The sequence below is a fragment of the Nevskia ramosa DSM 11499 genome (assembly GCF_000420645.1).
GTDB lineage: Bacteria > Pseudomonadota > Gammaproteobacteria > Nevskiales > Nevskiaceae > Nevskia > Nevskia ramosa.
In genome coordinates, this window is the sequence record NZ_ATVI01000011.1 from 152,285 (window position 1) to 174,645 (window position 22,361).

General features: G+C 63.7%; 20 protein-coding genes. 7 read left to right on the plus strand and 13 right to left on the minus strand.

From position 1 onward, the window contains the following. Nucleotides 1-14 precede the first annotated feature (14 nt). From G513_RS0118445 to G513_RS0118485, 9 genes are all read right to left on the minus strand, one after another. Entirely contained in the window at nt 15-776 is a 762-nt protein-coding gene (locus G513_RS0118445) for an MBL fold metallo-hydrolase (protein ID WP_022978346.1), read from the minus strand. 24 nt (nt 777-800) lie between these two features. Then, entirely contained in the window at nt 801-1,136 is a 336-nt protein-coding gene (locus G513_RS0118450; RefSeq protein ID WP_022978347.1) for a DUF1820 family protein, read from the minus strand. Between the two features lie 101 nt (nt 1,137-1,237). Beyond that, nucleotides 1,238-2,398, minus strand: a complete 1,161-nt coding sequence (locus G513_RS0118455; RefSeq protein ID WP_436197945.1) for an epoxide hydrolase family protein — start codon at nt 2,396-2,398, stop codon at nt 1,238-1,240. A gap of 3 nt (nt 2,399-2,401) precedes the next feature. Then, entirely contained in the window at nt 2,402-3,559 is a 1,158-nt protein-coding gene (locus G513_RS0118460) for a Fic family protein (protein WP_022978349.1), read from the minus strand. A gap of 108 nt (nt 3,560-3,667) precedes the next feature. After that, entirely contained in the window at nt 3,668-5,590 is a 1,923-nt protein-coding gene (thiC, locus tag G513_RS0118465; protein WP_022978350.1) for a phosphomethylpyrimidine synthase ThiC, read from the minus strand. 234 nt (nt 5,591-5,824) lie between these two features. Further along, nucleotides 5,825-6,241 carry a glycine zipper family protein gene (locus G513_RS0118470; RefSeq protein WP_022978351.1) on the minus strand — a complete coding sequence of 139 codons (417 nt, stop codon included), beginning with the start codon at nt 6,239-6,241 and terminating at the stop codon, nt 5,825-5,827. A gap of 55 nt (nt 6,242-6,296) precedes the next feature. Next, nucleotides 6,297-6,821, minus strand: coding sequence for an NUDIX hydrolase (locus G513_RS0118475; protein WP_022978352.1), 525 nt, complete (start codon nt 6,819-6,821; stop codon nt 6,297-6,299). Between the two features lie 34 nt (nt 6,822-6,855). Beyond that, nucleotides 6,856-7,896 (minus strand): CE1 family esterase, encoded by a 1,041-nt coding sequence (locus G513_RS0118480; protein WP_022978353.1) that lies wholly within the window; start codon nt 7,894-7,896, stop codon nt 6,856-6,858. A gap of 60 nt (nt 7,897-7,956) precedes the next feature. Then, nucleotides 7,957-9,171, minus strand: coding sequence for an iron-containing alcohol dehydrogenase (locus G513_RS0118485; RefSeq protein ID WP_022978354.1), 1,215 nt, complete (start codon nt 9,169-9,171; stop codon nt 7,957-7,959). 261 nt (nt 9,172-9,432) lie between these two features. On the opposite strand from G513_RS0118485, the gene G513_RS0118490 reads away from it, so the two are divergent. Next, nucleotides 9,433-11,895: an esterase-like activity of phytase family protein gene (locus tag G513_RS0118490; RefSeq protein WP_051144504.1), complete on the plus strand. Its 2,463-nt coding sequence runs from the start codon at nt 9,433-9,435 to the stop codon at nt 11,893-11,895. Nucleotides 11,896-12,138: 243 nt separating this feature from the next. Here the strand turns inward: G513_RS0118490 and G513_RS0118495 are convergent, their stop codons facing one another. Both G513_RS0118495 and G513_RS24045 read right to left on the minus strand, forming a co-directional pair. After that, nucleotides 12,139-12,891 (minus strand): alpha/beta fold hydrolase, encoded by a 753-nt coding sequence (locus G513_RS0118495; RefSeq protein WP_022978356.1) that lies wholly within the window; start codon nt 12,889-12,891, stop codon nt 12,139-12,141. Further along, nucleotides 12,888-13,913, minus strand: coding sequence for a M14 family zinc carboxypeptidase (locus tag G513_RS24045; RefSeq protein ID WP_022978357.1), 1,026 nt, complete (start codon nt 13,911-13,913; stop codon nt 12,888-12,890). The genes G513_RS0118495 and G513_RS24045 overlap by 4 nt, the downstream gene beginning before the upstream one ends. A 99-nt stretch (nt 13,914-14,012) precedes the next feature. Between G513_RS24045 and G513_RS25990 the strand changes: the two genes are divergently transcribed. Genes G513_RS25990 through G513_RS0118515 form a run of 3 tightly spaced genes read left to right on the plus strand, consistent with a single transcriptional unit; the run spans nt 14,013 to nt 16,693 of the window. Next, nucleotides 14,013-14,255 (plus strand): hypothetical protein, encoded by a 243-nt coding sequence (locus tag G513_RS25990; protein WP_022978358.1) that lies wholly within the window; start codon nt 14,013-14,015, stop codon nt 14,253-14,255. A gap of 60 nt (nt 14,256-14,315) precedes the next feature. Next, nucleotides 14,316-14,840, plus strand: a complete 525-nt coding sequence (locus G513_RS0118510; RefSeq protein ID WP_022978359.1) for an NYN domain-containing protein — start codon at nt 14,316-14,318, stop codon at nt 14,838-14,840. 20 nt (nt 14,841-14,860) lie between these two features. Then, complete coding sequence (locus G513_RS0118515; RefSeq protein ID WP_022978360.1) at nt 14,861-16,693, plus strand: phage tail sheath subtilisin-like domain-containing protein; 1,833 nt, start codon at nt 14,861-14,863, stop codon at nt 16,691-16,693. Nucleotides 16,694-16,705: 12 nt separating this feature from the next. Here the strand turns inward: G513_RS0118515 and G513_RS0118520 are convergent, their stop codons facing one another. Beyond that, nucleotides 16,706-17,689, minus strand: coding sequence for a DMT family transporter (locus tag G513_RS0118520; RefSeq protein ID WP_022978361.1), 984 nt, complete (start codon nt 17,687-17,689; stop codon nt 16,706-16,708). A 262-nt stretch (nt 17,690-17,951) separates the two neighbouring features. Here G513_RS0118520 and G513_RS0118525 point away from each other — a divergent pair, with 262 nt between their 5' ends. Further along, a complete protein-coding gene (locus G513_RS0118525; protein WP_022978362.1) occupies nt 17,952-18,371 on the plus strand; it encodes a DUF1801 domain-containing protein in 420 nt (139 codons plus the stop codon). Between the two features lie 27 nt (nt 18,372-18,398). Here G513_RS0118525 and G513_RS0118530 read toward each other — a convergent pair whose 3' ends face one another. Continuing rightward, nucleotides 18,399-20,051: an AMP-binding protein gene (locus G513_RS0118530; protein ID WP_022978363.1), complete on the minus strand. Its 1,653-nt coding sequence runs from the start codon at nt 20,049-20,051 to the stop codon at nt 18,399-18,401. A gap of 283 nt (nt 20,052-20,334) precedes the next feature. Here G513_RS0118530 and G513_RS0118535 point away from each other — a divergent pair, with 283 nt between their 5' ends. Continuing rightward, nucleotides 20,335-21,186 (plus strand): restriction endonuclease, encoded by an 852-nt coding sequence (locus G513_RS0118535; RefSeq protein WP_028475741.1) that lies wholly within the window; start codon nt 20,335-20,337, stop codon nt 21,184-21,186. Nucleotides 21,187-21,411: 225 nt separating this feature from the next. Continuing rightward, the gene (locus G513_RS0118540) at nt 21,412-22,287 is read left to right on the plus strand and encodes a glycosyltransferase family 32 protein (protein ID WP_022978364.1); all 876 of its coding nucleotides are present in this window, start codon (nt 21,412-21,414) and stop codon (nt 22,285-22,287) included. Nucleotides 22,288-22,361: the final 74 nt, after the last annotated feature.

Genomic DNA, 22,361 nt, shown 5'->3' on the forward strand with positions numbered 1-22,361 from the left:
AGAAATTCTCTATTTCAGTTGACGTGACGCCAGTCGAGGCCGGCGTCCTGGTGGGCGCAGACCAGCCAGTCAGGCTGCGCGCCAAGCACTTCGGAAGCCGCAGCCAGCGCGTGCTCCGGGGTGTTGTTGGTTTCGGAAAGATGGGTCAGCACCAGGTGCTGAAGCCGGGAAATATCGAGACTGCCGAGCAGCTCGGCGGCCTGGGCGTTGCTCAGATGACCCTTCGGTCCGGCCACGCGCTGCTTCAGGAATGACGGGTAAGGGCCGTTCAGCAGCATCTGCCGATCGTGGTTGAACTCGAGCAGCAAGGCGTCCAGCCCGGTCAGCGATTCGCGCATGTACGGCGTGACGCTGCCGGCATCGGTGAGCACCCCCACACGGCGACCCTGATGGCCGAACACGTACTGGCAGGGCTCGCGGGCATCGTGCGGCACCGGGTACGGAACGATCTCGAATGCGCCGAGGGTGATCGGCCGATGCGGGCTCAAGGTACGCACCCATTCCTCCGGCGCCGCTTTCCATGCCGCGCGGGTGCCGGCGGTCAGCCAGACCGGCAGCTGGTTGCGACGCGCGAGTTTCGCCACGCCGCCGATGTGATCGCCATGCTCGTGGGTGACGATGATCGCGGTCAGATCGCTGGCCATGAGGCCGAGCCGGGCGAGCCTCGCATCGACCTCGACTAGCGGCAGGCCGCAGTCGAGCAGCACGCGGGTATCGCCGGCTTCGACGATCAGCGCGTTGCCCTTGCTGCCGCTGCCGAGATAGGCAAAGCGCATCACGCAACCCCGAACGTGGAAGGCCTAGGACTTATGGTCGCCACCGCCGGTGAACACAGGGAACGGCATGACCTTGCCGGATTCCCCACCGGCCATGATCCGCGCGGCACCGGCCTTGTCGACCTGGTCGATGCGGACGATGGCATGCACCGGCACGAAGGTGCGCGAAACATTGGCAAATTCCGCCTTCAGCTTTTCCTCGCCCGGATCGACGAGGATCGAGCTGCGTTCACCGAAGACGATCTTCTCGATCTCGACGAAACCCATCATCGAACCATGGCTGACCGAGCGCGCGTAGATTTCGTAAACGCTGCCCTGGTTGAGGAAAGTGACGCGGTACAGGCGCTGGGGGGTGCTCATGCTTTACGCGGAACTCGCAGCCCGGAGCAATGGACGGCCGGGACGGGCGCGATTTTCCCATACATCGCGGCCCGCGATCAGCGCCGCGGCCAAATACCGCGCTAGCGCACCAGCCGGAAACAGTTGCGCAGTTCATTGACGAACAACCCCGGCTGCTCGAACGCCGCGAAGTGGCCGCCCTTCGGAACCTCGTTCCAGTAGATCAGGCTCGACATGCAGCGCTCGGCCCAGCTGCGCGGCGCGCGGTAGATCTCCCTGGCGAAGATGCTGCAGCCCACCGGCAGCGCGAGCTGCACGGCGATGAAACCGTCGTGATAGCTCTCCCAGTACAGGCGGGCCGACGATGCGGCGCTATTGCTCAGCCAGTACAACATGACGTTGTCGAGGATCTCGTCGGCCGCCAGCACGCTCAGCGGATCGCCGTTGCAATCCATCCACTTCCAGAACTTCTCGTAGATCCACATCGCCTGGCCGGACGGCGAATCGGCCAGTCCGTAGCCCACCGTCTGCGGCCGCGTCGACTGCTGCTTCGAGTAGCCGGAATCCCAGCGATCGTAGTGCTGCAGCGCGCCGAGCATCGCTGCTTCCTCGGTGCTGAATTTGTTGCCGAGATCGGCCGGCAACACCACCGGCATATTGACGTGGATCGCCGCCAGCCCCTCGGGCCGCAGCGCGCCGAGATTGGTGGTCACCAGCGAGCCCCAGTCACCGCCCTGGGCGACATAGCGGCTGTAACCGAGCCGGCTCATCAGCTCGGCCCAGACGCTGGCGATCTTCTGCACTCCCCAGCCCGCTTTCGGCGGCTTGCCGGAAAAGCCGTAGCCGGGCAACGAGGGAATGACCAGATGGAACGCATCCTCGGCCTTGCCGCCGTGGGCGGTCGGATCGGTCAGCGGGCCGATCACCTTGTGGAACTCGATCACCGAACCCGGCCAGCCGTGAGTCATGATCATCGGCATCGCGTTCTCGTGCTTCGAGCGCACATGCAGGAAGTGGATCGCCACGCCATCGATCTCGGTGGTGAACTGGCCAAGCCCGTTCAGCATCGCTTCGCAGCGCCGCCAGTCGTACTTCGTCAGCCAGTGCTCGACCAGCGCCTTCGCCTGCTCCAGCGGCACGCCCTGCGACCAGTCGCCGACCGTCTCCGGATCAGGCCAGCGCGTCAGCTCCAGACGGCGGCGCAGGTCGACGAGTTGGGATTCGGAGATGGACAGGTGGAAGGGCTGGATGCTGGTGGTCACGAAAGGGCTCCTGGGACGGATGAATTAGTGGGGCAGCGGTTCGGTATCGCGCGTCAGCAGGCGCAGATAGGCGTCGTAGGCGAATACGCGATTGCGGCGGTAGCCGGTCATTTCGCGGACCAGGCCGAGTTCGGTCAGCCGGGCGAAAGCGGTCAGCACGCTGGACCGGGCGATACCGATGGCCGCCGTCGCGTGCACGGCGTTGGTGACCGGCCGGGTGCGGAGATGCCGGTGCAGTGCCAGCGCGGTAGCGGACATCCGTCCCAACGCCGGCAGGCGGGCGCGATCGGCATCGAACAGGGCAACGATCTGGCGGGCGGTATCGCAGGCTTCGGCGGCGGTGTTGACGACGCCGCGCAGGAAAAAGCGCAGCCAGCCCTCCCAGTCGCCATGCGTCCGCACGCGGCTGAGTCGGTCGTAATACTCGCTGCGATTGGTCTTGAAGTGCAGGCTCAGGTACAGCAGCGGGTACTGCAGCACTCTGGCTTCAACCAGCAGCAGGGCGATCAGCAGACGACCGAGACGACCATTGCCATCCAGGAACGGGTGAATGGTCTCGAACTGCACGTGTGCGAGCGCGGCCTTGATCAGCGGCGGGGTCTGCGGGTCATGCAGGAAGGTCTCGAACGAGCCGAGACAGTCCATCAGCTGTTCGGGCGGCGGCGGCACGAACACCGCATTGCCGGGCCGGGTTCCACCCAGCCAGTTCTGGCTGCGTCGGAATTCTCCCGGCTGCTTCGTCGCTCCGCGACCGCTGGCCAGCAGCACCGCGTGCATTTCCCGTAGCAGGCGCAAGGACAACGGCAGCGTGTTGAGACGATCCAGCCCGTGATTCAGCGCCCGGACATAGCAGGACACTTCCTCGACGTCGTCTTCTGGCACGCCTGGCGCTTCGTCCAGTTCGTGGATCAGCAGATCGGAGAGCGATGACTGCGTGCCTTCGATCTGCGACGACAGCACGGCTTCCTTGCGCACGTACTGGTAGAGCAGCAGTTGCGGATCCGGCAGCGCGCTGGCCAGGCCATCCAGCCGGCCGAGCAGGCGATTGGCCTCTTCGAGCAGCGCCAGCAGTTCGGTATCGAAAGCGAGTGAGGGTTGCGGCGGCAACGGCGGCGGGATGAAAGCGCGATAGCTTTCTCCCGTCGTGTTGCATAGCTGATAGCGCCCAAGCCGGGAGTCCATCGCGATCGCTCAAGTCATCACATGAGCTCACATGGTGAATTCTTGTGACGACTTTTTCAATAAAGTCGTCACAAGACAATCAAAATGCCGCTCTTGCGATGTCTTGCCTCACTCCCGCCGATAAACCTCCGCCCCCGCCGCCTTGAACTCGGCGGCCTTGTCGGCCATGCCATGTGCCAGGGCGTCGGCGGCGTCGAGCTTCTGCTGGGCCGCGTAGTCACGCACGTCCTGGGTGATCTTCATCGAACAGAAGTGCGGGCCGCACATCGAGCAGAAATGAGCGAGCTTGGCCCCTTCCTGCGGCAGGGTTTCATCGTGGAATTCCTTGGCTTTCTCGGGATCGAGGCCGAGATTGAACTGGTCTTCCCAGCGGAATTCGAAGCGCGCCTTGCTCAAGGCGTTGTCGCGCACCTGCGCCGCCGGATGGCCCTTGGCGAGGTCGGCGGCGTGAGCGGCGATCTTGTAGGTGACGATGCCGACGCGGACATCGTTCTTGTCCGGCAGGCCCAGATGCTCCTTCGGCGTGACGTAGCAGAGCATCGCGGTGCCGAACCAGCCGATCATCGCCGCGCCGATGCCCGAGGTGATGTGGTCATAGCCCGGAGCGATGTCGGTGGTCAGCGGCCCGAGTGTGTAGAACGGCGCTTCGTCGCAGTCTTTCAACTGCTTCTCCATGTTCTCCTTGATCAGGTGCATCGGCACGTGGCCGGGGCCTTCGATCATCACCTGCACGTCGTGCTTCCAGGCGATCTGGGTCAGCTCGCCGAGCGTTTCCAGTTCGCCGAACTGGGCCGCGTCATTGGCATCGGCGATCGAGCCAGGACGCAGGCCGTCGCCGAGGCTGAACGACACGTCGTAGGCCTTCATGATTTCGCAGATGTCTTCGAAATGCGTGTACAGGAAGTTTTCCTGGTGATGCGCGAGGCACCACTTGGCGAGGATCGAACCTCCGCGGCTGACGATGCCGGTGACCCGCTCGGCGGTCAGCGGGATGTACTGCAGGCGCACACCGGCGTGGATCGTGAAGTAGTCGACGCCCTGCTCGGCTTGTTCGATCAAGGTGTCGCGGAAGATTTCCCAGGTCAGGTCTTCGGCCTTGCCATTGACCTTCTCCAGCGCCTGGTAGATCGGCACCGTGCCGATCGGCACTGGCGAGTTGCGGATGATCCACTCGCGGGTTTCGTGGATGTTCTTGCCGGTGGACAGATCCATCACCGTGTCGCCGCCCCAGCGCGTCGACCAGACCATCTTCTCGACTTCCTCGGAGATCGACGAGGTGACCGCCGAGTTGCCGATGTTGGCGTTGATCTTCACCAGGAAGTTGCGGCCGATGATCATCGGCTCCAGTTCCGGGTGGTTGATGTTGGCCGGGATGATGGCGCGGCCGCGGGCGATTTCGCTGCGGACGAATTCCGGCGTGATCACTTCCGGAATGCTGGCGCCGAAGCTCTGGCCGGCGTGGCGCTTCAGGTAACCGGCGGCCTGGTAGCTGTCGTGCAGCTCCTGCACGCGGATGTTCTCGCGGATGGCGACGAACTCCATTTCCGGCGTGATGATGCCCTGACGCGCGTAGTGCATCTGGCTGACGTTGGCACCCTTCTTCGCGCGCAACGGCTTGCGGATATGACTGAAGCGCAAGGCTGCGGTCTTGTCGTCGGCGGCGCGGATGCGGCCGAAGATCGAGGTCGGACCTTTCAGTTCCTCGGTGTCGTTGCGCTCGGCAATCCAGTTCGCGCGCAGCGGCTCCAGGCCCTTCATCAGATCGATGCGGACCTCCGGATCGGTGTACGGACCGGCGGTGTCGTAGACGGTGAGCGGCGGATTGGCGACTTCGCCCGCATCGCCTTCCTTGCTGTTGTGCAGCCTAGTCGGCGTCTGGATGATTTCGCGCATCGGCACCCGGATGTCCGGACGTGAGCCTTCGACATAGACCTTGCGGCTCTTGGCGAACGGCTCGCGAACCTCGGCGCTCAGTTCATCGGCGCGGGTCTGGGTCAGCGCATCGACTGCGGATTTCGGGACGGCACTCATGAGTCTTCCTCGGTCATATCGACGGGAAGACGCGGCAGCACGCGCAAATGCGCGGCAGGCCGCAAGCCTTCCCTACGCCGGGCTCCGATAACGTCAGGAGGCCGCGGCCAGGTTCCAAGGGTTTGCTCTCAGCCCGCCGCGTCGATCAGATGATCGCCACCGCCGGCACCCCCAGCTTGTTGGCGCGACGATAGGCCAGCGAGCGCGCTGCGGCAAGCTGGATGGACGGCTTGGCTATTTCCAGCCTAGAACTTCATAGCCCTGATCGCGCAAGCAACGGTCGACATAGGACTTGTACAGCGGGCTTGGCCCGGACGAGCTGAACATGCCGCTGATCAGACCCTGCGCGCCACCACCGGCCGCACCGGCTGCCGCACCGCGTCCGGCATTGCCGAGCACCGCACCCACAGCCGCACCGGTCGCGGCACCGACGGCAGCGCCGACGCCGGTCGATTTCGCCACCGCACCCGCCTGCGGATCATCGACATTCGCCGCATCCGCCTTGCGCCGGCAATCCTGGATCGCGGCGTCGCCGGCGGCCTTGCCGCTCTGGTTCAGGGTCTGGTTCGGGTACAGCACCGGCCGCGACGCGGCGCAGCCGCCGAGACCGGCGAGCAGCAAGCAGGCAACAGACATCCGGAACGTGTTCATCGGCGGGCACCGTATCGATTTGACGTGAATGATGCCCTTCGCCGGATCCACATGATCAAGCCGGCGTCTGGGCCAGGAACCACAGGCCGACATAAACCCGCGGATCGATGCGCTTGCCGGCTGCCGCCTGGGCAGCGAGCCAGGGCTGGATCGAAACGATCGGCACCCGATGCACGGTGATGTTCTCGCCTTCCACACCGCCGCCGTCATGGATGCGCTCGAGCCGCGTCGCAACGTAGAAATGCAGCAGCTCGGAGGACATGCCGGGCGCGGTCGGGCCGGTCAGGATGTGCTGGATCTTTCCGGCGCGGTAGCCGGTTTCCTCCTCCAGTTCACGCAGTGCGGCGGCTTCGAAATCCTCGTCGGCGAACGCGGCTTCGTCGCCGACGATACCGGCCGGCAGTTCGATGCAGGCCGACTGCAAGGGCACCCGGTACTGCTCGACCAGCACCAGTTCACCGTCATCGGTCCGCGCAGCGATGAACGCGGCACCGCGCGCATGCGGCCGTGACACGTACTCCCAGGTGTCATTGCGGAGCAGGCGCAGGAAGCGGCCTTCGTGCAGGGTTTCGATGGTCATTTCTTCGGGCTTTCCTGCGGGCTTTCCTGCGGGCTCAGCGACGGTAGCCGTTGACGAAGCGCCAGATCAGGCCGGTGGCGGCGATGTCCTGGGAAGTGACGCCGAAGATGGTCGACTCACCCCCCGGCCAGGCGTGACCGCCGCCGGTCAGGGTGTAGAGCTGCAGCTGGGTGCCGGCCGTGCAGCCGGTCCGTTCCTGCAGTTCGACGGTGGTGCCGTCGCGCTCGGCATCCGGAATCGGGGTGGTCAGCACTTCGCCGTTGCAGTGCTGCTGCGCGGTCCAGAAATCGAGGGTGCTGGCGGCCGATCTCACCCCGTTGTCGAACTGACCGAGCAGCCCGTTGTACGGGACGATCAGATCGGCGGTGCCGAGGAAATAGACTTTCGCGCGCTGCTTCGCCGGGAAGCAGACCGCCGCCTGGCTGGACCGCAGCGCCGCTGAAACGATGCCGAACGCGGCGATCTTGTCGGACAGATCGCAGGCCAGGCGCTCGGCCATGAAACCGCCGCTAGAAAAGCCGGCCGCGTAGAAACGGCGAGCATCGACGCCGCCATCGGCCACCAGCTTGTCGATCAGCGCCGAGATGAACGGCACGTCCTGATCACCCAGGCCGGATGGATCGTCCTGCCAGCTGCCGCCGATCGCTTCCGGCATCACGGCCCAGAAACCCTGGGTCAGCACGTATTCGGAGACCCGGGTCAGATTCGCCATCGATTCCGGCGCAGTTAGCGAGGGATGCAGCAGGATCAGCACCGGCGCATTGCTGGAGGACACCGTCGGTCGCATCACCACGTAGCGCCGCTGGCGGCCATTGACGTCGAGGCTCATCGAGGTCGCCGTGGTGCCGTCAGCCACCCGGATCACGCCGACGCCGTCACTGACCGTGCTGCTGCCGATCGGCGCGTCGGTAATCAGGTAGCCGCTGACCGGATCGATGCTGCCGCTCGGTACCGATGGCGTTTCGCCGCCGCCATCGCCATCGCCATCGCCGACTACGGGTTCACTGCTTCCTGTACAGGCCGTCAATGCACCGATCAGCAGAATCGCGGCCCACTTGAACTGAAAAGATCTCACAACGCTCCCCGATGGATGACGCCTTCTTGATTTTTCTGGGGCTGCGCGGACCGGTTCAGATCACGGCAGCATCTGGCGGATGAAGGCCTGACAATCGCTATTGTCCATGTATCGCGGCACGGCGTACGTCCAGTGCGCTTCGCTGAGTGCCTTGCCAGTGATCGCGGGGATATCCGAAGCCTTCAATTTCTCGACCTGAGTCGGGATGCCAAAGTCGGCGTTGAGCTTGCGGACATGGGCGATGAAGGCATCGGCAAGCTGCGTCTCGCTTTCGCCGCCGTGCTTCAGGCCGCTGACCTCGGCCAGTTTGGCGAGGCGTGGAATGCATTCCGGCTTCGAGAAATCGAGCACCCGCGGCAGCACCACGGCGTTCGCGAGGCCGTGGGGCATGTGGTAGTAGGCACCGAAGTTGTGGGCGATCGCGTGCACGTAGCCGACACCGGCGGTGGTGAACGCGACACCGGCCTTGAACGAGGCCACGGCCATGTTCTGGCGCGCTTCGATGTTGCCGCCGTCGGTCACCGCGGTCGGCAGGTTCTGCATGATCAGCCGCGTCGCATCGAGCGCTTCGGCGTCGGTCATCGGCGTGTGGTTGCGCGAGATATAGGCCTCCACCGCGTGGGTCAGCGCATCCATGCCGGTGGCGGCAGTGATGTGCGCCGGCAGGCCGGTCATCAGCGCGCCATCGAGCGCGGCGCCGATCGGCACCAGCTTCGGGTCCATGATCGCGAACTTGCGGGTGGTCGATGGATCCGACACCACGGCGGCGATCGTCACTTCCGAACCGGTGCCGGCGGTGGTCGGCACCGCGTACAGCGGCATCGGCTTGAAGAACACCCGCATCAGGCCGGCCATGTGGACGATCTTGTGCGGATTGCGCGCGCGCGCCGCGATCACTTTCGCGGCATCGATCGAGGAACCGCCGCCGATCGCCAGGATCGCCGTGCAGCCTTCGCGCTTGAGCATCGCCAGGCCGGTTTCGATCTGATCGATCGTCGGGTTCGGCAGCACGCCGTCATAGACGACGTAACGCACACCCAGCTCGGTCAAGCGGTCCTGCATGGCTTTAAGCAGGCCGAGCTTGACCAGCATGCCGTCGGTGACGATCAGCAGGTTCTTGACGCCGGTGCGCTTGGCGATGTGATCGCAGAGCTGCAGCGAGGAACCGGGGCCGCTGAACAGTTCCGGCGTGCGGAAGGTCAGCAGCTTGGTCGACCACTTCAGCAGGAACTGAAAGATCTTGAAGACGAAAACCTGGATCGAGAAAGGAATCATGCGGCTTCTCCGAGTACGGCAATCTGAATTGTTTCTGGCGATGCGGGCTGATCGCGCGGGCGCAAAGGTGACACGTCAAGCCTGACTTCGGCCACAGGTCGCTGAAAACAATGTTGCTTACTGTTGTGCCACTCCTGCGCGATGGCGTGATTTCGAGCCATCCACCTTCACAGTCGCGTTATCTGCCCGCCACGGCAACGACACCTCCGCTGGCCACCATGCCCCCTCATTCGATCCTGCTTGGGGAGTCAGAACATGGTCATGAACATCGATAAGGGATTCAGGCTGGCGGCGATTGCCGCCGTGTTGGTCAGCACCCACGCGGCTGCGGCGACGACGCTCGAAGGCCGCGCCGTATTGCCCGCCCTCACCTTCTCCGCCGGGCCGACCTCCGGCCAGTACATCGGCAGCGCGCCGATCAACGGCATCACGCCGCCGTTCTTGAACCGCCAGCCAGTGCAGGGTTTCTCGGCGGTGCTGCGCAATGCCGACGGCACGTTCAACGTGATGCCGGACAACGGCTACGGCAGCTTGCAGACCTCGGCGGACTTCAACCTGCGCGTCTATACCGTGCGAACCAACCTCGAAACCGCCAAGGGCGGCGCCGGCACCATCGACGTGCTCGGCAACATCGAACTGCGCGATCCGGATCGCCGCATCCCGTTCGCGATCGTCAACCACTTCTCCGAAGCGCGCGTGCTGACTGGTGCCGATTTCGACATCGAATCGATGCAGCGCGCGCCGGATGGTTCGCTGTGGTTCGGCGACGAATTCGGCCCGTTCCTGCTCCACACCGACGCGACCGGCAAGGTGCTCGAAGCACCGATCGCACTGCCGGATTTCGACAACCCCGGCCGCGAAGTGCGCGCGCCGCAGAATCCGTACAACGAGGAAACCGCCGCCGTCCGCATCATGAACGCGGTGCGCGCCAATGCCTTTGCGCATGGCGGGACCAAGACGCCGGTGTTCTCGCCGTACTTTCCGGAACTGAAATTCCCGGGCTCCAACCCGAATGCCAGCTATGCCCGCGGCAGCAACTCGCCGGCCGATCTGGCACCGGCGGCCAGCGATATCCACGACATCGCCCTGCTGCGCGCCGCCGGCTTTCCGGTGGTGCCATACACGGTCGACGACAAGGCGACGATGCTGTCGCTGATGGCCAAGAACGTCAGCGGCCTGATCTCCGATCGCCCCGATCTGCTGCTGCAGGCGGTACGCGAATTCGACGCCAATGGCGACGGCACGCCGGGCGACTACCTCGGTGCCGATGGCCTGCCGGACGTTGCCAAGTTCGACATCCAGGGCCATCGCGGCGGCCGCGATCTGCGTCCGGAAAACACGCTGCCGGCGATGGAAGTGGCGCTCGACAACCTGATGACCACGCTGGAGACCGACACCGGCGTCAGCCTCGACAAGGTCGCCGTGCTGTTCCACGACCCGTACATCGAAGCCGGCAAGTGCCGCCGTGCCGATGGCGCGCCGTACACCACCGCCAACGAAGTGCTGATCCGCAGCCTGAACGTCGCCGACATCCAGTCCCAGTTCATCTGCGACAAGCTGTTCCGCGGCCCGACCCAGCAGAACGATCGCGCGCTGTCGCCGGTCGCCACCGCCTTCGCCGCCAGCCGCCGGCTGCTCGATCCGTACATCGTGCCGACCGTCAATCAGCTCTATGACTTCGTCGATTTCTACGCGCAGTACTACAGCGTCGGCCCCGGCCGCTTCCTGACCGGCGCCGCGCAGAAACTGGCGACCGCGCGCAAGGTTCGCTTCAACATCGAGACCAAGCTCAACCCGCGCTCGGATCGTGATGCGCTCGGCAACGTCTACAAGGACCGCACCTTCGCGCCGGAAGTGATGGCCCGCTCGCTGGCCGAGGTGGTGGTGCGTCGCAGGATGCAGGCGCGCACCGATATCCAGAGCTTCGACTTCCGCACCCTGCTGCTGGTGCAGGAGGCGGTGCCGGAAATCCGCACGGTGTTCCTGTTCGGCGATTTCCCGGTGATCACCGATCAGACGCGCCTCGGCGATTCCGATGACGGCACCAACCTGCAACCGGAAGCGAACGGCAGCAACACGCCCTGGATGGCCGGCCTGTACTGGCCGTATCGCTCGACGATCGCCACCGCGCCGTTCCGTGCGGCCGGCAGCGGCGGCTTCGAAGGCATGGCGATCAACACGGCGGGCACTGTGCTGTACCCGATGCTGGAACGGCCGCTGGTGGGTGCCGATCAGCGTCGCCTGCAGATCAGCGAATTCAACCTGGCCGCCAAGCGCTATACCGGCCGGCGCAACTACTACCCGCTTGACGCCCGCGGCACCAACATCGGCGACTTCGTGCTGTTCAATGCGCTGGGCGAAGGTCTGGTCATCGAACGCGATGGCAGCCAGGGCAATACGGCCGGTTACAAGGCGATCAACCGTATCCGCCTGAGCACTGTCGACGGTGCCGACGTGATCAAGGCGCCGCTGGTCGATCTGCAGAACATCGCCGATCCGGCCGGCATCTCGCTGCCAGGACAGCCGGGCGATATCGGCCTCGGCAACCCGTTCTCGTTCCCGTTCACGACCATCGAAGACGTGGTGGTGATCGACCAGAACCGGATCGGCGTGATCAACGACAACAACTTCCCGTTCAGCGTCGGCCGCCATGTCGGCAGCAGCCAGGCGGACGATTCGGAATTCATCCTGCTCAAGCTCGATCAGCCGCTGAACCTGCGCTGATCAACAGCGACTGACACAGAAAAAGCAGTCGCTGCAATCTTCAGAAGCCGGCCTCAGGGCCGGCTTCTTTTTTGGGCGCGTTGCGAGGGCAGCTTCCTTCAATTTCTATACTTGCTTGTCATTCCCGCGTAGGCGGGAATCCAGTCTTGATGCGGTACGCTACGGCCAGAACTGGATGCCCGCCTGCGCGGGCATGACGGGAATTTAGGTGTCTCGTTGATTTGGAAACGCTCCGAAGCCTGCTTAAATCCAGCGACGAATCTGCTCGATCACCCAGGCACCATCATCAAGCGGCAGATCATGCCCGGCACGCGGATGAACCGCGATCTCGCAGTCCCAGCGCTGGGCCAGGCGCTGCGAGCAACGGCTGTCGACCAGCGCATCGCATGCGCTGTTGAGGATCAACAGTCGCGTCGCCGGCGCCTGCAGCGGTGCACGATATTTCGCGGCGGCCAGCAACTGCCGCAGCGCGTTGGCGCGGGACACTGGATGGCTCAGGCGCCACTGGGTCCAGTCGTCCAGCAAGGATTCCGGATCGCGCACCAGACGGCTGGTGAGGCGCAGGATCGTCCGCTCGATCGCTCGCACCGACGGCGGCCGCAGAGCCAGACGCAAGACATCCGGCCAGACCGTCGGGCGCAGCCGCCAGTGCGGCGGGCTGAACGGCCGCAGGCTGGTATTGATCAGTACGCAGGCATCCAGCTCCTGCGGATGGCGGCTCGCCCATGAGCTGGCGGCCATCGCGCCCAGCGACATCGCCAGCAACCGATACGGCGGCTTGAGGCCGCGGCGCTGCAGTTCAGCGCGGCAGTAGTCGGCCATCGCGTCGACGCTGCTGGCGCTGGTCTGTTCGTTGAGTGCGCCATTGCCGGGGAAGTCCAGCAGCTCGATGCGGGCACCGGGCATCTCGCGGGCAAAGGCCTGCGGGAAATCGCCCCAGTGACGGCTATCGCGCATCAGGCCGCGCAGCAAGACCCAGGTGCTTGCGTCGCTCATGGCATGCCGCGATACCAGCGGGTCATCGCGGCACTCAAATGATGTTCGCGCGCCGCATCGGTCGCCGGCAGCCAGCGCTGACAGCCGCTACCGGCGCGAGCCAGAAAATCGAGCAGCGCGATGTGCCGGCGCATGACCCGCTGTTGGCGATGATTGATCAGCGGATTGAAGATGCCGAGGCGCGAGAACGCCTGCCGCGGGTTCTTCTTGATCCACAGCCAGGAGCCCATCTCCAGAGTCAGCGGCAGGAAGACTTTCTCGCCTTGCGTTTGAGCACGCAGATAGAGGTAATCCCAAAGATCGCCATGGGTCAGGTACTGCTGGCTCTGCGGCTCGAAGACGTAGCGGTGATAGGCGTGGGTCTGCTCGAAGATGGTCTGCAGCGCGTGGATTTCCGGCAGATGCTGGATCGGCCGAGTGGTGTGCGCGTAGGGAAACCAGATGCGGTCATCGCTGCCGAAGCCGGAATGGCAGTCCACTGCCAGGCTGAAGCGTCGGCTCAGCAGTTCCTCTTCGACGAACGCGCACAGCGCCGCACCTTCGGCTTCCATCGGCACACCGGGCTCGCCGCGATACCAGGGAAGACCACGGCTGTAACGTTGGCCGCCGATCATGAACGGCACCGGCTCGACCGCGTCCACCGGCGCATTGCGCATCAGATCGATCCCATTCGGATTGGCGCGCGTACCCAGCGACAAACCGCCGGGATTGACCAGCGGCATGAAGATCAGACGCACGCCCTGCAACTGCTCGTGCAGCACGCTATCCCAATGCAGACGCTTCACCAGGCTGCGCAGATAGGCGATCACCACATCGGCGCCGATCCGCTCCAGACCATGCACGCCGCCGAAGAAACCGACCGCCGGTACGTCCGGAGACGGATTGCCCAGGGTCAGCGCATGAATCGGAAACCGGCGCTGCCCGGCCTGCACTTCGCAGACGATGCGCGCCTGAAGCTGCGGGTGGCCTTCCTCGATCAGGCTCTGCAGCTCGACGAGCTGCGGTATTTCGGCGAAGGTCACTGAAGGGCTGTGGACTGGGCGTACGGATGGATGATTCCGGCACGATACGTCGCAAATGTGTCATTGCTTAGACATCTACGATCTACATTCGCGATTGTCATGGCGCTGCAATACCAGCGTCACCGTCAGCGACTACGGTCCGCCCTTGAACTGGCTCTCTCATCAACGAGAAGCCGCATTCACGGCAAGGAGGACACTCACATGACTGGCATGGTTAGAAAACTGAGCACCCATCCTTCGGTCATCCTCGGCGGCATGATGGTGCTGGGGATGCTGGAGTTCGTTGCGCTGCAGCGCTCGCAGCGGCAGGCGCGGCACAGCAAGGAAGCACTTCAGTCGTAAGCGGCCATCGCTTCACGCAGTAACCGCTGCATCTGCGGCGGGCGGGCACAATGCTGATCCATGCCCGTCGACATCCCGCTGCTGCCTTCCGGTCCTGAAACCGTTCCGCCTGACGATGGCGGCCAGCGACCGCTGTTCGTCGATGCGCTGAACGTCGCCTACTGGTGCGGCCAGCCACCCTCGCTGCGGCTGCCGATCACGCTGATCGCGGGCCTGCTCGCCGCGGGCCATGACGCGTTGCTGTGCTTCGATGCCAGCGCGCGTTATCAGCTGAAGGTCGATGCCGCGGCTTACGCAAAACTGATCCAGCTCGATGGGCTCGCCTTCGAAGTGCCATCCGGCATCCCGGCGGATCGAGTGCTGCTGAAGCAAGCGAATGCCGCCAATGGCGCGATCCTCAGCCGCGACCACTTCCGCAACCACCGTCGCCGCTATCGTCGCCTGATCGATGATCCGGCCCGAGTCATCGCGGGCTATGTCCGCAACGATCGCCTGCTGCTGCCGGCGTTGGCGCTGGACCTGCCGCTGCCGGCAACCACCGAGCAGGCCTGGGCCCTGCTGCCGATCACTGATACTGCGCGCTGAACCGAAGCAGGGGACAGGCAATGCCCGAATACAAGGCGCCCGGCGTCTACGTTGAGGAAACCAGCTTTCGCGCCAAGGCGATCGAGGGCGTGCCGACCAGCACCGCCGGCTTTGCTGGCCTCACTCGCTTCGGGCCCGTCGCCTATCCGAATGGACCCGGCAAGACGCAGCCGCGGCTAGTCACGTCCTGGGCCGAATTCGAGCGTGTCTACGGCGGCGTGGCTCCGCTGGACCTTGCCGGCGCTGTGCGTATCGCCTATCTCGCCCACGCAGTGCGCGCGTTCTTCGGCAACGGCGGCAGTCGGCTTTACGTGTCGCGCGTCTACGCACCGGCGGCTGGCAGGACGGTCAAGGAATGCATCGCGAGCCTGGCCGTAGCCACTACCGCTGGCAGTGCAACGTGGCGCGCGCGATGGCCCGGTGCGGATGGCAACGTTCTGGTCGAGGTGCAAGCGGTGCGCGGTAAGAACATCGCGTTCGAATATCCCTACGATGGCCTTGGCAAACAGGCCTGGGGCGTTCAGGCGAAGAACGTGCTCGCCGGTGCGGTGCTCGAAGTCACCGCTTCCGGCAGCGCGTTTCCCATCGGCAATATGCCGCTGGTGGCGAGCACGCTGCGCGTTGTCGAGATGGATTCGAACGGCAAGCAGAGCTTCGTCGCCAGCAGCGGTGCACCTGTGCCGATAGCCGCAGGCTCGCAGCTGTCGCTGGTGGAACTGCGCGTGATCGTGACCGCGCCCGATGGCCGCGTCGACACTTACGATCAACTCGCCACGCATCCGGACCAGCGCCGTTACATCGGCAAACTGCTGGCGGCCGACGATCCCGAAGACGACAACGCCACGGTCAGTCTGGAGTGCTCACCTGGCAGCGACCGTTTTGCGGCAGCCGCACTCGCGATCGGATTGCAGTCGGCCGGCAAGCGGCTCGCTGGCGGGATCGATGGTGCATTGCCCAGCCCCGATGAATTCCATGGCGTGGCAGGCGATCAGGCTACCGGCCTCGAAGCACTGGCCGCAGTCGACGACATCGCCATCGTCGCGATGCCCGATGGCGGCGCCATGCCGACACCGGAAGACGTGCAGGCCGTTGCCCGACATCTCGTCAGCCACGCAGAGCAACATCGCTACCGCATCGCTGTGGTCGACGCCGCACTGCATAGCTCGTTGTCCGAGGTGCGCAGCTTTCGCAGCAAGTTCGACAGCAGTTACGCCGCGCTCTATCACCCCTGGGTCGAGATCGTCGATCCGTTGTCTCGGCCGGCACCGGGCCTGCCGCCGCCCAAGCTGCTGCTGCCGCCGTCAGGTTTCATAGCCGGCATCTATGCGCGCAGCGACATCGAGCGTGGTGTGCACAAGGCACCGGCCAACGAAGTGGTGCGCGGCATCACCCGCTTCGAGGTCGACATCAACAAGGCGCAGCAGGACGTGCTTAACCCCGAGGGCGTGAACTGCCTGCGCTTCTTCGAAGGCCGCGGCTACCGTGTATGGGGCGCCCGCAGCTTGAGCTCGGACCCCGAATGGAAGTACGTGAACCTGCGCCGTCTGTTCATCTACCTCGAACACTCGATCGACAAGTCCACGCAGTGGGCGGTGTTCGAGCCGAATGGCGAGCGCCTGTGGGCCAACATCAGGAGCACGATCCAGGACTTTCTCTTCGGGCAGTGGCGCGACGGCGCCCTGCTCGGCACCAAGCCCGAGGAAGCGTTTTTCGTGCGATGCGACCGCTCGACGATGACCCAGAACGATCTCGACAACGGCCGCATGGTTTGCCTGATCGGTGTCGCGGCAAGCCGCCCTGCGGAGTTCGTGATCTTCCGCATCAGCCAGAGAACCGCTGACTCCAGAGCGTGATTCCCGCTCTCGTCAGGACGGGTCCGCAGGTGTCGTGACAACGGCCGGTACGACTCGCGTCGAACGGGAATGCAGCGCAACCGCTGCACCTGATACAGCGACCACGCACATGCCGATGATGCTGATCTGCGCAGGCACGTGACTGAACACCAGCCAGCCAAGCAGGGACGCCCACATCAGCTGGACATACATCACCGGAGCGAGCACCGACGCGGGTGCATGACGATGAGCCGCCGTGAACAGGAAGTGTCCCAGGCCGCCGGTGATGCCGGTGCTGACCAGCAGCAGAGCCTGCATGAGGCTCGGCATCCGGCCTTCCCAGAACCAGGGGAACACCAGCCCATAGATCGCCATGCCCAACAGCGCCGTATAGAACAGCATGGCCACCGTGCCCTCGGTTCGCGCCAGCACGCGGGACAGGAGCTGATAAGTCGCAATCAGGACCGCTCCGCACAAGGCGCACAGGACGCCCAGGGAATCGAGCCCGCTGCCCGGACGTGCGATCAGCACCACGCCGATGAAACCCCCGATCGCAGCGGCAATCCCCACGCTGCCAACGCGCTCCCCCAAAGTGAACCCGGAGAGCAGCACCACCAGCAGGGGTGACAGGAACACGATCGCCGTGGCCTCGGCGATCGGCAGGCGATTGAAGGCGACTGCCATCGCCAGCGAGGCCAGCGCCAGACAGGCTCCCCGCAGAATCACCAGACCGGTTCTCCGGGTCTGGACGAGACGGCGGCCGTGGCTGGGCGTCAGCAGCAGCACCATCAGCAGGCATTGCACGGTGTAGCGCACGGCGATGACGATCGGCGGCGCGAAGTCTGCCGTCAGGTACTTGGTCGTCGTGTCCATGCATGCGAACAGCAGCACGGCGGCAGCTACCAGCATCACGCCACGGAACGGATGAAGGATCAGCGGAGCATGGTCAGCAGGCGCCGGCGCCTTGCGCAACTGCACTGCGCGCGAGATTCCCGCGCCTTCATTCGCGCCATCCATTGCCACGGTTCTGTCCCTTTATCGCTGCAGAATCCGATCCCTGTCGGACCGCTCGGCAGTCTGACAGCGATCTGGCGCTGGCGTCGAAAGGCGGCTCGCGGCCGCGCTTGGCAATGGTCGCAAGCATGGCCCGCGAGAAGCGCAGCTTCACGGGCGAAAGCGAGCCAAGTCAGTGCCGAATCGGCTACGGTTATGCCGAGCAATACGACGTTCTTCGGCGTCGTTCTGATTGCTTGACCGCTCTGTCTTTCAGGATACGCACATGAAAACTTCGGACGCGAGCCAGGGCCCGACGGCATCGGAACTCATTTCGAAACGGATCGCCGAACTCGGTGACTGGCGCGGGGTAACACTCGGCACCATCCGCAAGCTCATTCAGGAAGCGGACCCGGAAGTCGTCGAGGAGTGGAAGTGGATGGGCACTCCGGTCTGGTCGCATGACGGCATCATCTGCACCGGCGAGTCCTACAAGGACAAGGTGAAGCTCACCTTCGCCAAGGGCGCGTCCCTGAAGGACCCGAACCAGCTCTTCAATTCGAGTCTCGACGGCAACGTGCGCCGTGCGATCGACATCCACGAAAGAGAGGAAGTGGACGCGTCCGCCTTCAGGGCGCTCATCCTCGAGGCAGTGGCCCTCAATCGTTCAAGCAAATCGAAGACTTCGAAGAAAGCGAAGTCCTGAGCGCTCCACTCCAGCCCGGCAAGGGCTTCAAGCGGTCTGAACAGCAGCCGCCTTTTCGAGACCCAGCTTCTGCACCGCCTGCGCTCGCATCTCCACCTTGCGCACCTTGCCGCTGACGGTCATCGGGTATTCGCGGACCACGTCCAGGTAGCGCGGGATCTTGTAGTGCGCCAGCCGGTCCTTGCAGAACGCTCGGAGCGCATCGAGCATGAGCGGTGGACGGCCAGCTTTCATGATCACGCTGGCCATCACTTCCTCGCCATACTTCTCGTCCGGCACGCCGATGATCTGCACGTCGAGAATGTCCGGGTGCGAGTAGAGGAATTCTTCGATCTCCCTCGGATACACGTTCTCGCCACCGCGAATGATCATGTCCTTGGTGCGGCCGACAATGTTCACATAGCCCTGCTCATCCATCGTCGCGAGATCGCCGGTGCGCATCCAGCCTTCCGGCGTGATGGCTTCGCGGGTTCGCTTGTCGTCATTCCAGTAACCGAGCATCACCGAGTAGCCGCGGGTCTGGAACTCGCCGGTTTCCCCATAGCCGCAGGTCTCACCGGTATCCGGATTGGCGATGCGGATCTCGACATGTGGATGAACTCTTCCAACCGTTCCCACGCGCTTGTCGAGGGCGTCATCGCGCGCCGTCTGCGTCGACACCGGCGAGGTTTCGGTCATGCCGTAGATGATGGTCAGCTCCGGCATGTGGAAATCGTCGACCAGGCGTTTCATCACTTCCACCGGGCACGGCGAGCCGCCGATGGCACCGGTGCGCAGGCTGGATTTGTCGGAGCTCGCAAAGCTCGGATGCGCGAGCATGGCGATGTGCATGGTCGGCACGCACATGCAGGACGTGCAGCGTTCTCGCTCGATCGCCGCAAGGGTTTCACCCGGATCAAAGCTGGCCGCCGGCACCACCAGGGTGGCGCCATGCGCGGCGCACATCAGCGTGCCCATCACCATGCCCGCGCAGTGATAGAACGGCACCGGCACGCAGTGACGATCCTCCTCGGTGAAGCCCATGATCACACCGCCGAAATAAGCGTTGTTGAGAATGTTGCGATGGCTCAAGGTCGCGCCTTTCGGCGTGCCGGTGGTGCCCGAGGTGTACTGGATGTTGATCGGATCGTTCGGCGTCAACGTCTTCATGTGCGCGACGAGATCGGCCTGAGGTACTTGCTCCGCATCCGCCAGCAGCTGCGCCCAGTCTCCAGGCTCGCCTGGCTCGTCGATGAAGATCAGATCGCGCAGCGCCGGACATTCGCCGCGTACCTCATCAAGCATCGCTCGATAGTTGCTGGTCTTGAAACTGCGCGCAGCGAGAATCCCCCTGCAGCCGGACTGGCGCAGCGCATGCGCCATCTCGTGCGCACGGTAGGCCGGATTGATGTTGACCTGAATCACGCCGAGCTTGGCAGTGGCGTGCTGCATCAGCACCCACTCGACCAGATTCGGCGCCCACACCCCGATCCGCGCGCCCTTGGCATAACCCCGCGCCAGCAGGCCCCGCGCCACGCGGTCCACCTGCTCGTTAAGTTGCCGATAGGTCCAGCGAATCTGCTGGTGCGGCATCACCAGGGCTTCGCGATCGGCAAAGCGCTGGACCGTGGCCTCGAAGTAGTCGCCGATGGTCTGTTCGAACAACGGAATATCGGTACGTCCCCAGCGGTGTGCGGGCATGGTTTTCTCTGACGTTCTGAATTTCACGGCGATCGCACAGTAGTCCGGATGGAATATTGCCGCCACATCACTCGGGGTAGCTAGCTGAGGCTCGCTCCAGCGTCGAAGTTGCCGACATACCCACCGAAACTGACTGACGGTGCCGCAAGCACGGCAACCTAAGCAGCTCTGTTTCCGCTAGGTTCAGTATGAGCACAGATGCGTTTAGCTTAAGGTGGAGATCAGGAGCCGGTGGCATCTAGTTTTGGGGCCGGCATGACACCGCCGTTAACTTGAACTGCCAATGCCACGCCGCAAAGGAAAATCCGCATTCGACGACTGGGTAGAAATCCTGTCGCGCCTCCCTTGGCAGGCTTGCCTGATCCTGGCCTTCGTCTCCTGGCTCGGCTTTCACCAACTCGCCCAGATCGAGCTGCCGAAGCCGACGACCGTCTCCGGACTCGGTGCCGCCTACGGGCCAATGATGGCGCGCACGCTGGGCATGTTCATGCAGCTGATGGCGCCGGCCGCATGCGTCTTCGCCGCCCTGATTTCCTGGGTCGGCAAGCGCCGCAGAACAAAATTGCTGGCGGATGCCGAAGCCAGAACCACTGTCGCGCCGCTTGCCCAACTAACCTGGAAGGAATTCGAGCAACTGGTCGGCGCGCACTTCGAGCGTCTCGGCTACTCGGTTCGCTTCACCCCTGACGGTGCGGATGGCGGCGTGGACGTTGTTGCCAGCAAGGGCTCGGAGACTTACCTGATCCAGTGCAAGCAATGGCGCGCAACGCAGGTCGGCGTCAGCGTAGTTCGTGAGCTGTTCGGTCTCATCGCAGCACGTGGAGCGACTGGCGGTTATGTCGTATCAATCGGACCGTTCACGCCCGACGCCCACGCTTTCGCGGCAGGCAGGAACATCGAACTGGTTGATGCGAACCAACTTCTGCGGTCGAAGCAAGCCGCCGTACCAACGTCTCCCACAGCGGCGGCCCCCGCCTTAAAGCCAGCCGAGGCATCGAATACCACTTCACCAATCTGCCCAAAATGCGGATCACAGATGACTCGCAGAATTGCCAAGCAAGGAGCCAATGCCGGCCAGGCGTTTTATGGTTGCAGCACCTATCCGAAATGCCGGGCTGTCCTTCCAGCCTCCTGAGACCGCCCTTTGATGGTCATGTCTGTGCCAGAAGCGGTCGGTCGCGCTGCGGCTCTAAGCGGCCGCGTTTGCCCCTTTGCCAACTACGGCGCTCAAGAGGGTCAAGGACCGCCAAGCAGTGGAAGCAGTCGGTCGATCCGATCCTTGAGCTTGGTAGCCTTGGTCACATTGGCGCATCCGGGTTATTGATAATGACCAACACCACGTCAAAGAGGCAAACGTAGAATGAGCGAAACTAGAAATCTGAACCAAGCCGTCGAAGCCGATCCACTGGGACCAGCCGACCGCGCGCGCTCTAACTTCGTGCGCGACATGGTGCAGCGCCGTGACGGCTTGACGCTCGACTCGACGACGTGGTCCATTCCTACTCCAAAGCGCATCGTGCAGTTTTGGAACGATCTGCGGCGTTTGCCAGAAGACGTCAAAACCTGCATGGACTCGTGGAAACGACTCGAGCGGTTCGGGTTTGTGTTAGAGGTGTTCGATGAGAGTTCTGCGAGAGAATTCATCCGAAGCCGCTTAGGGGATCGCCATGAGAAAGCCTTTAACAGGTGCTACCACCCATCAATGATGTCGGACTACTTTCGCTACTCGTACGTGTTCGCGGAAGGGGGGTTTTATATCGATGCCGACGATGTCTACCACGGCACGCCGATCGACCAACTATTTGTGGACGGCCGTCTGAAGCTGCAGCCGTTCTGTTACGACGTTGCAACGTCTCAAATGGTGGCGCCGTCGATTTTTACTGAGCCAGGGGCCAACCAGCCGGGATGGATCTTCTACTTCAACACCACGCCTCTGATCGCGTCTCGCCATCATCCTATTATTAAAAGAGCGTTATTGAACGCCACCGTATCCCTTGAAGCGGAGCTAGCGAGAGGGTTGCCCGAAGTCCAGGCTACGACGGGCCCTGGTAACCTCACCCGGTCGGTGTTCGAAGTGCTCAACGAAGGATGCTCGCCTGATGCGATGGTGGTCGCGCCCGATTGGGAACTGACATCGACGAGCCAGTGGCCACTTAGCTACCGCAACGACTCGAGGAACTGGAGGCTGTCCAATCAGCAGGCGTACCGTGCATCTTCGCTTTTAGGCGCCCAGTGAATTTAGCACGTCCACCCCTGGCCGCACTTCGTCTGGTATTACGCTTGGCGCACGGCCTCCGGAAGATGCTTCCG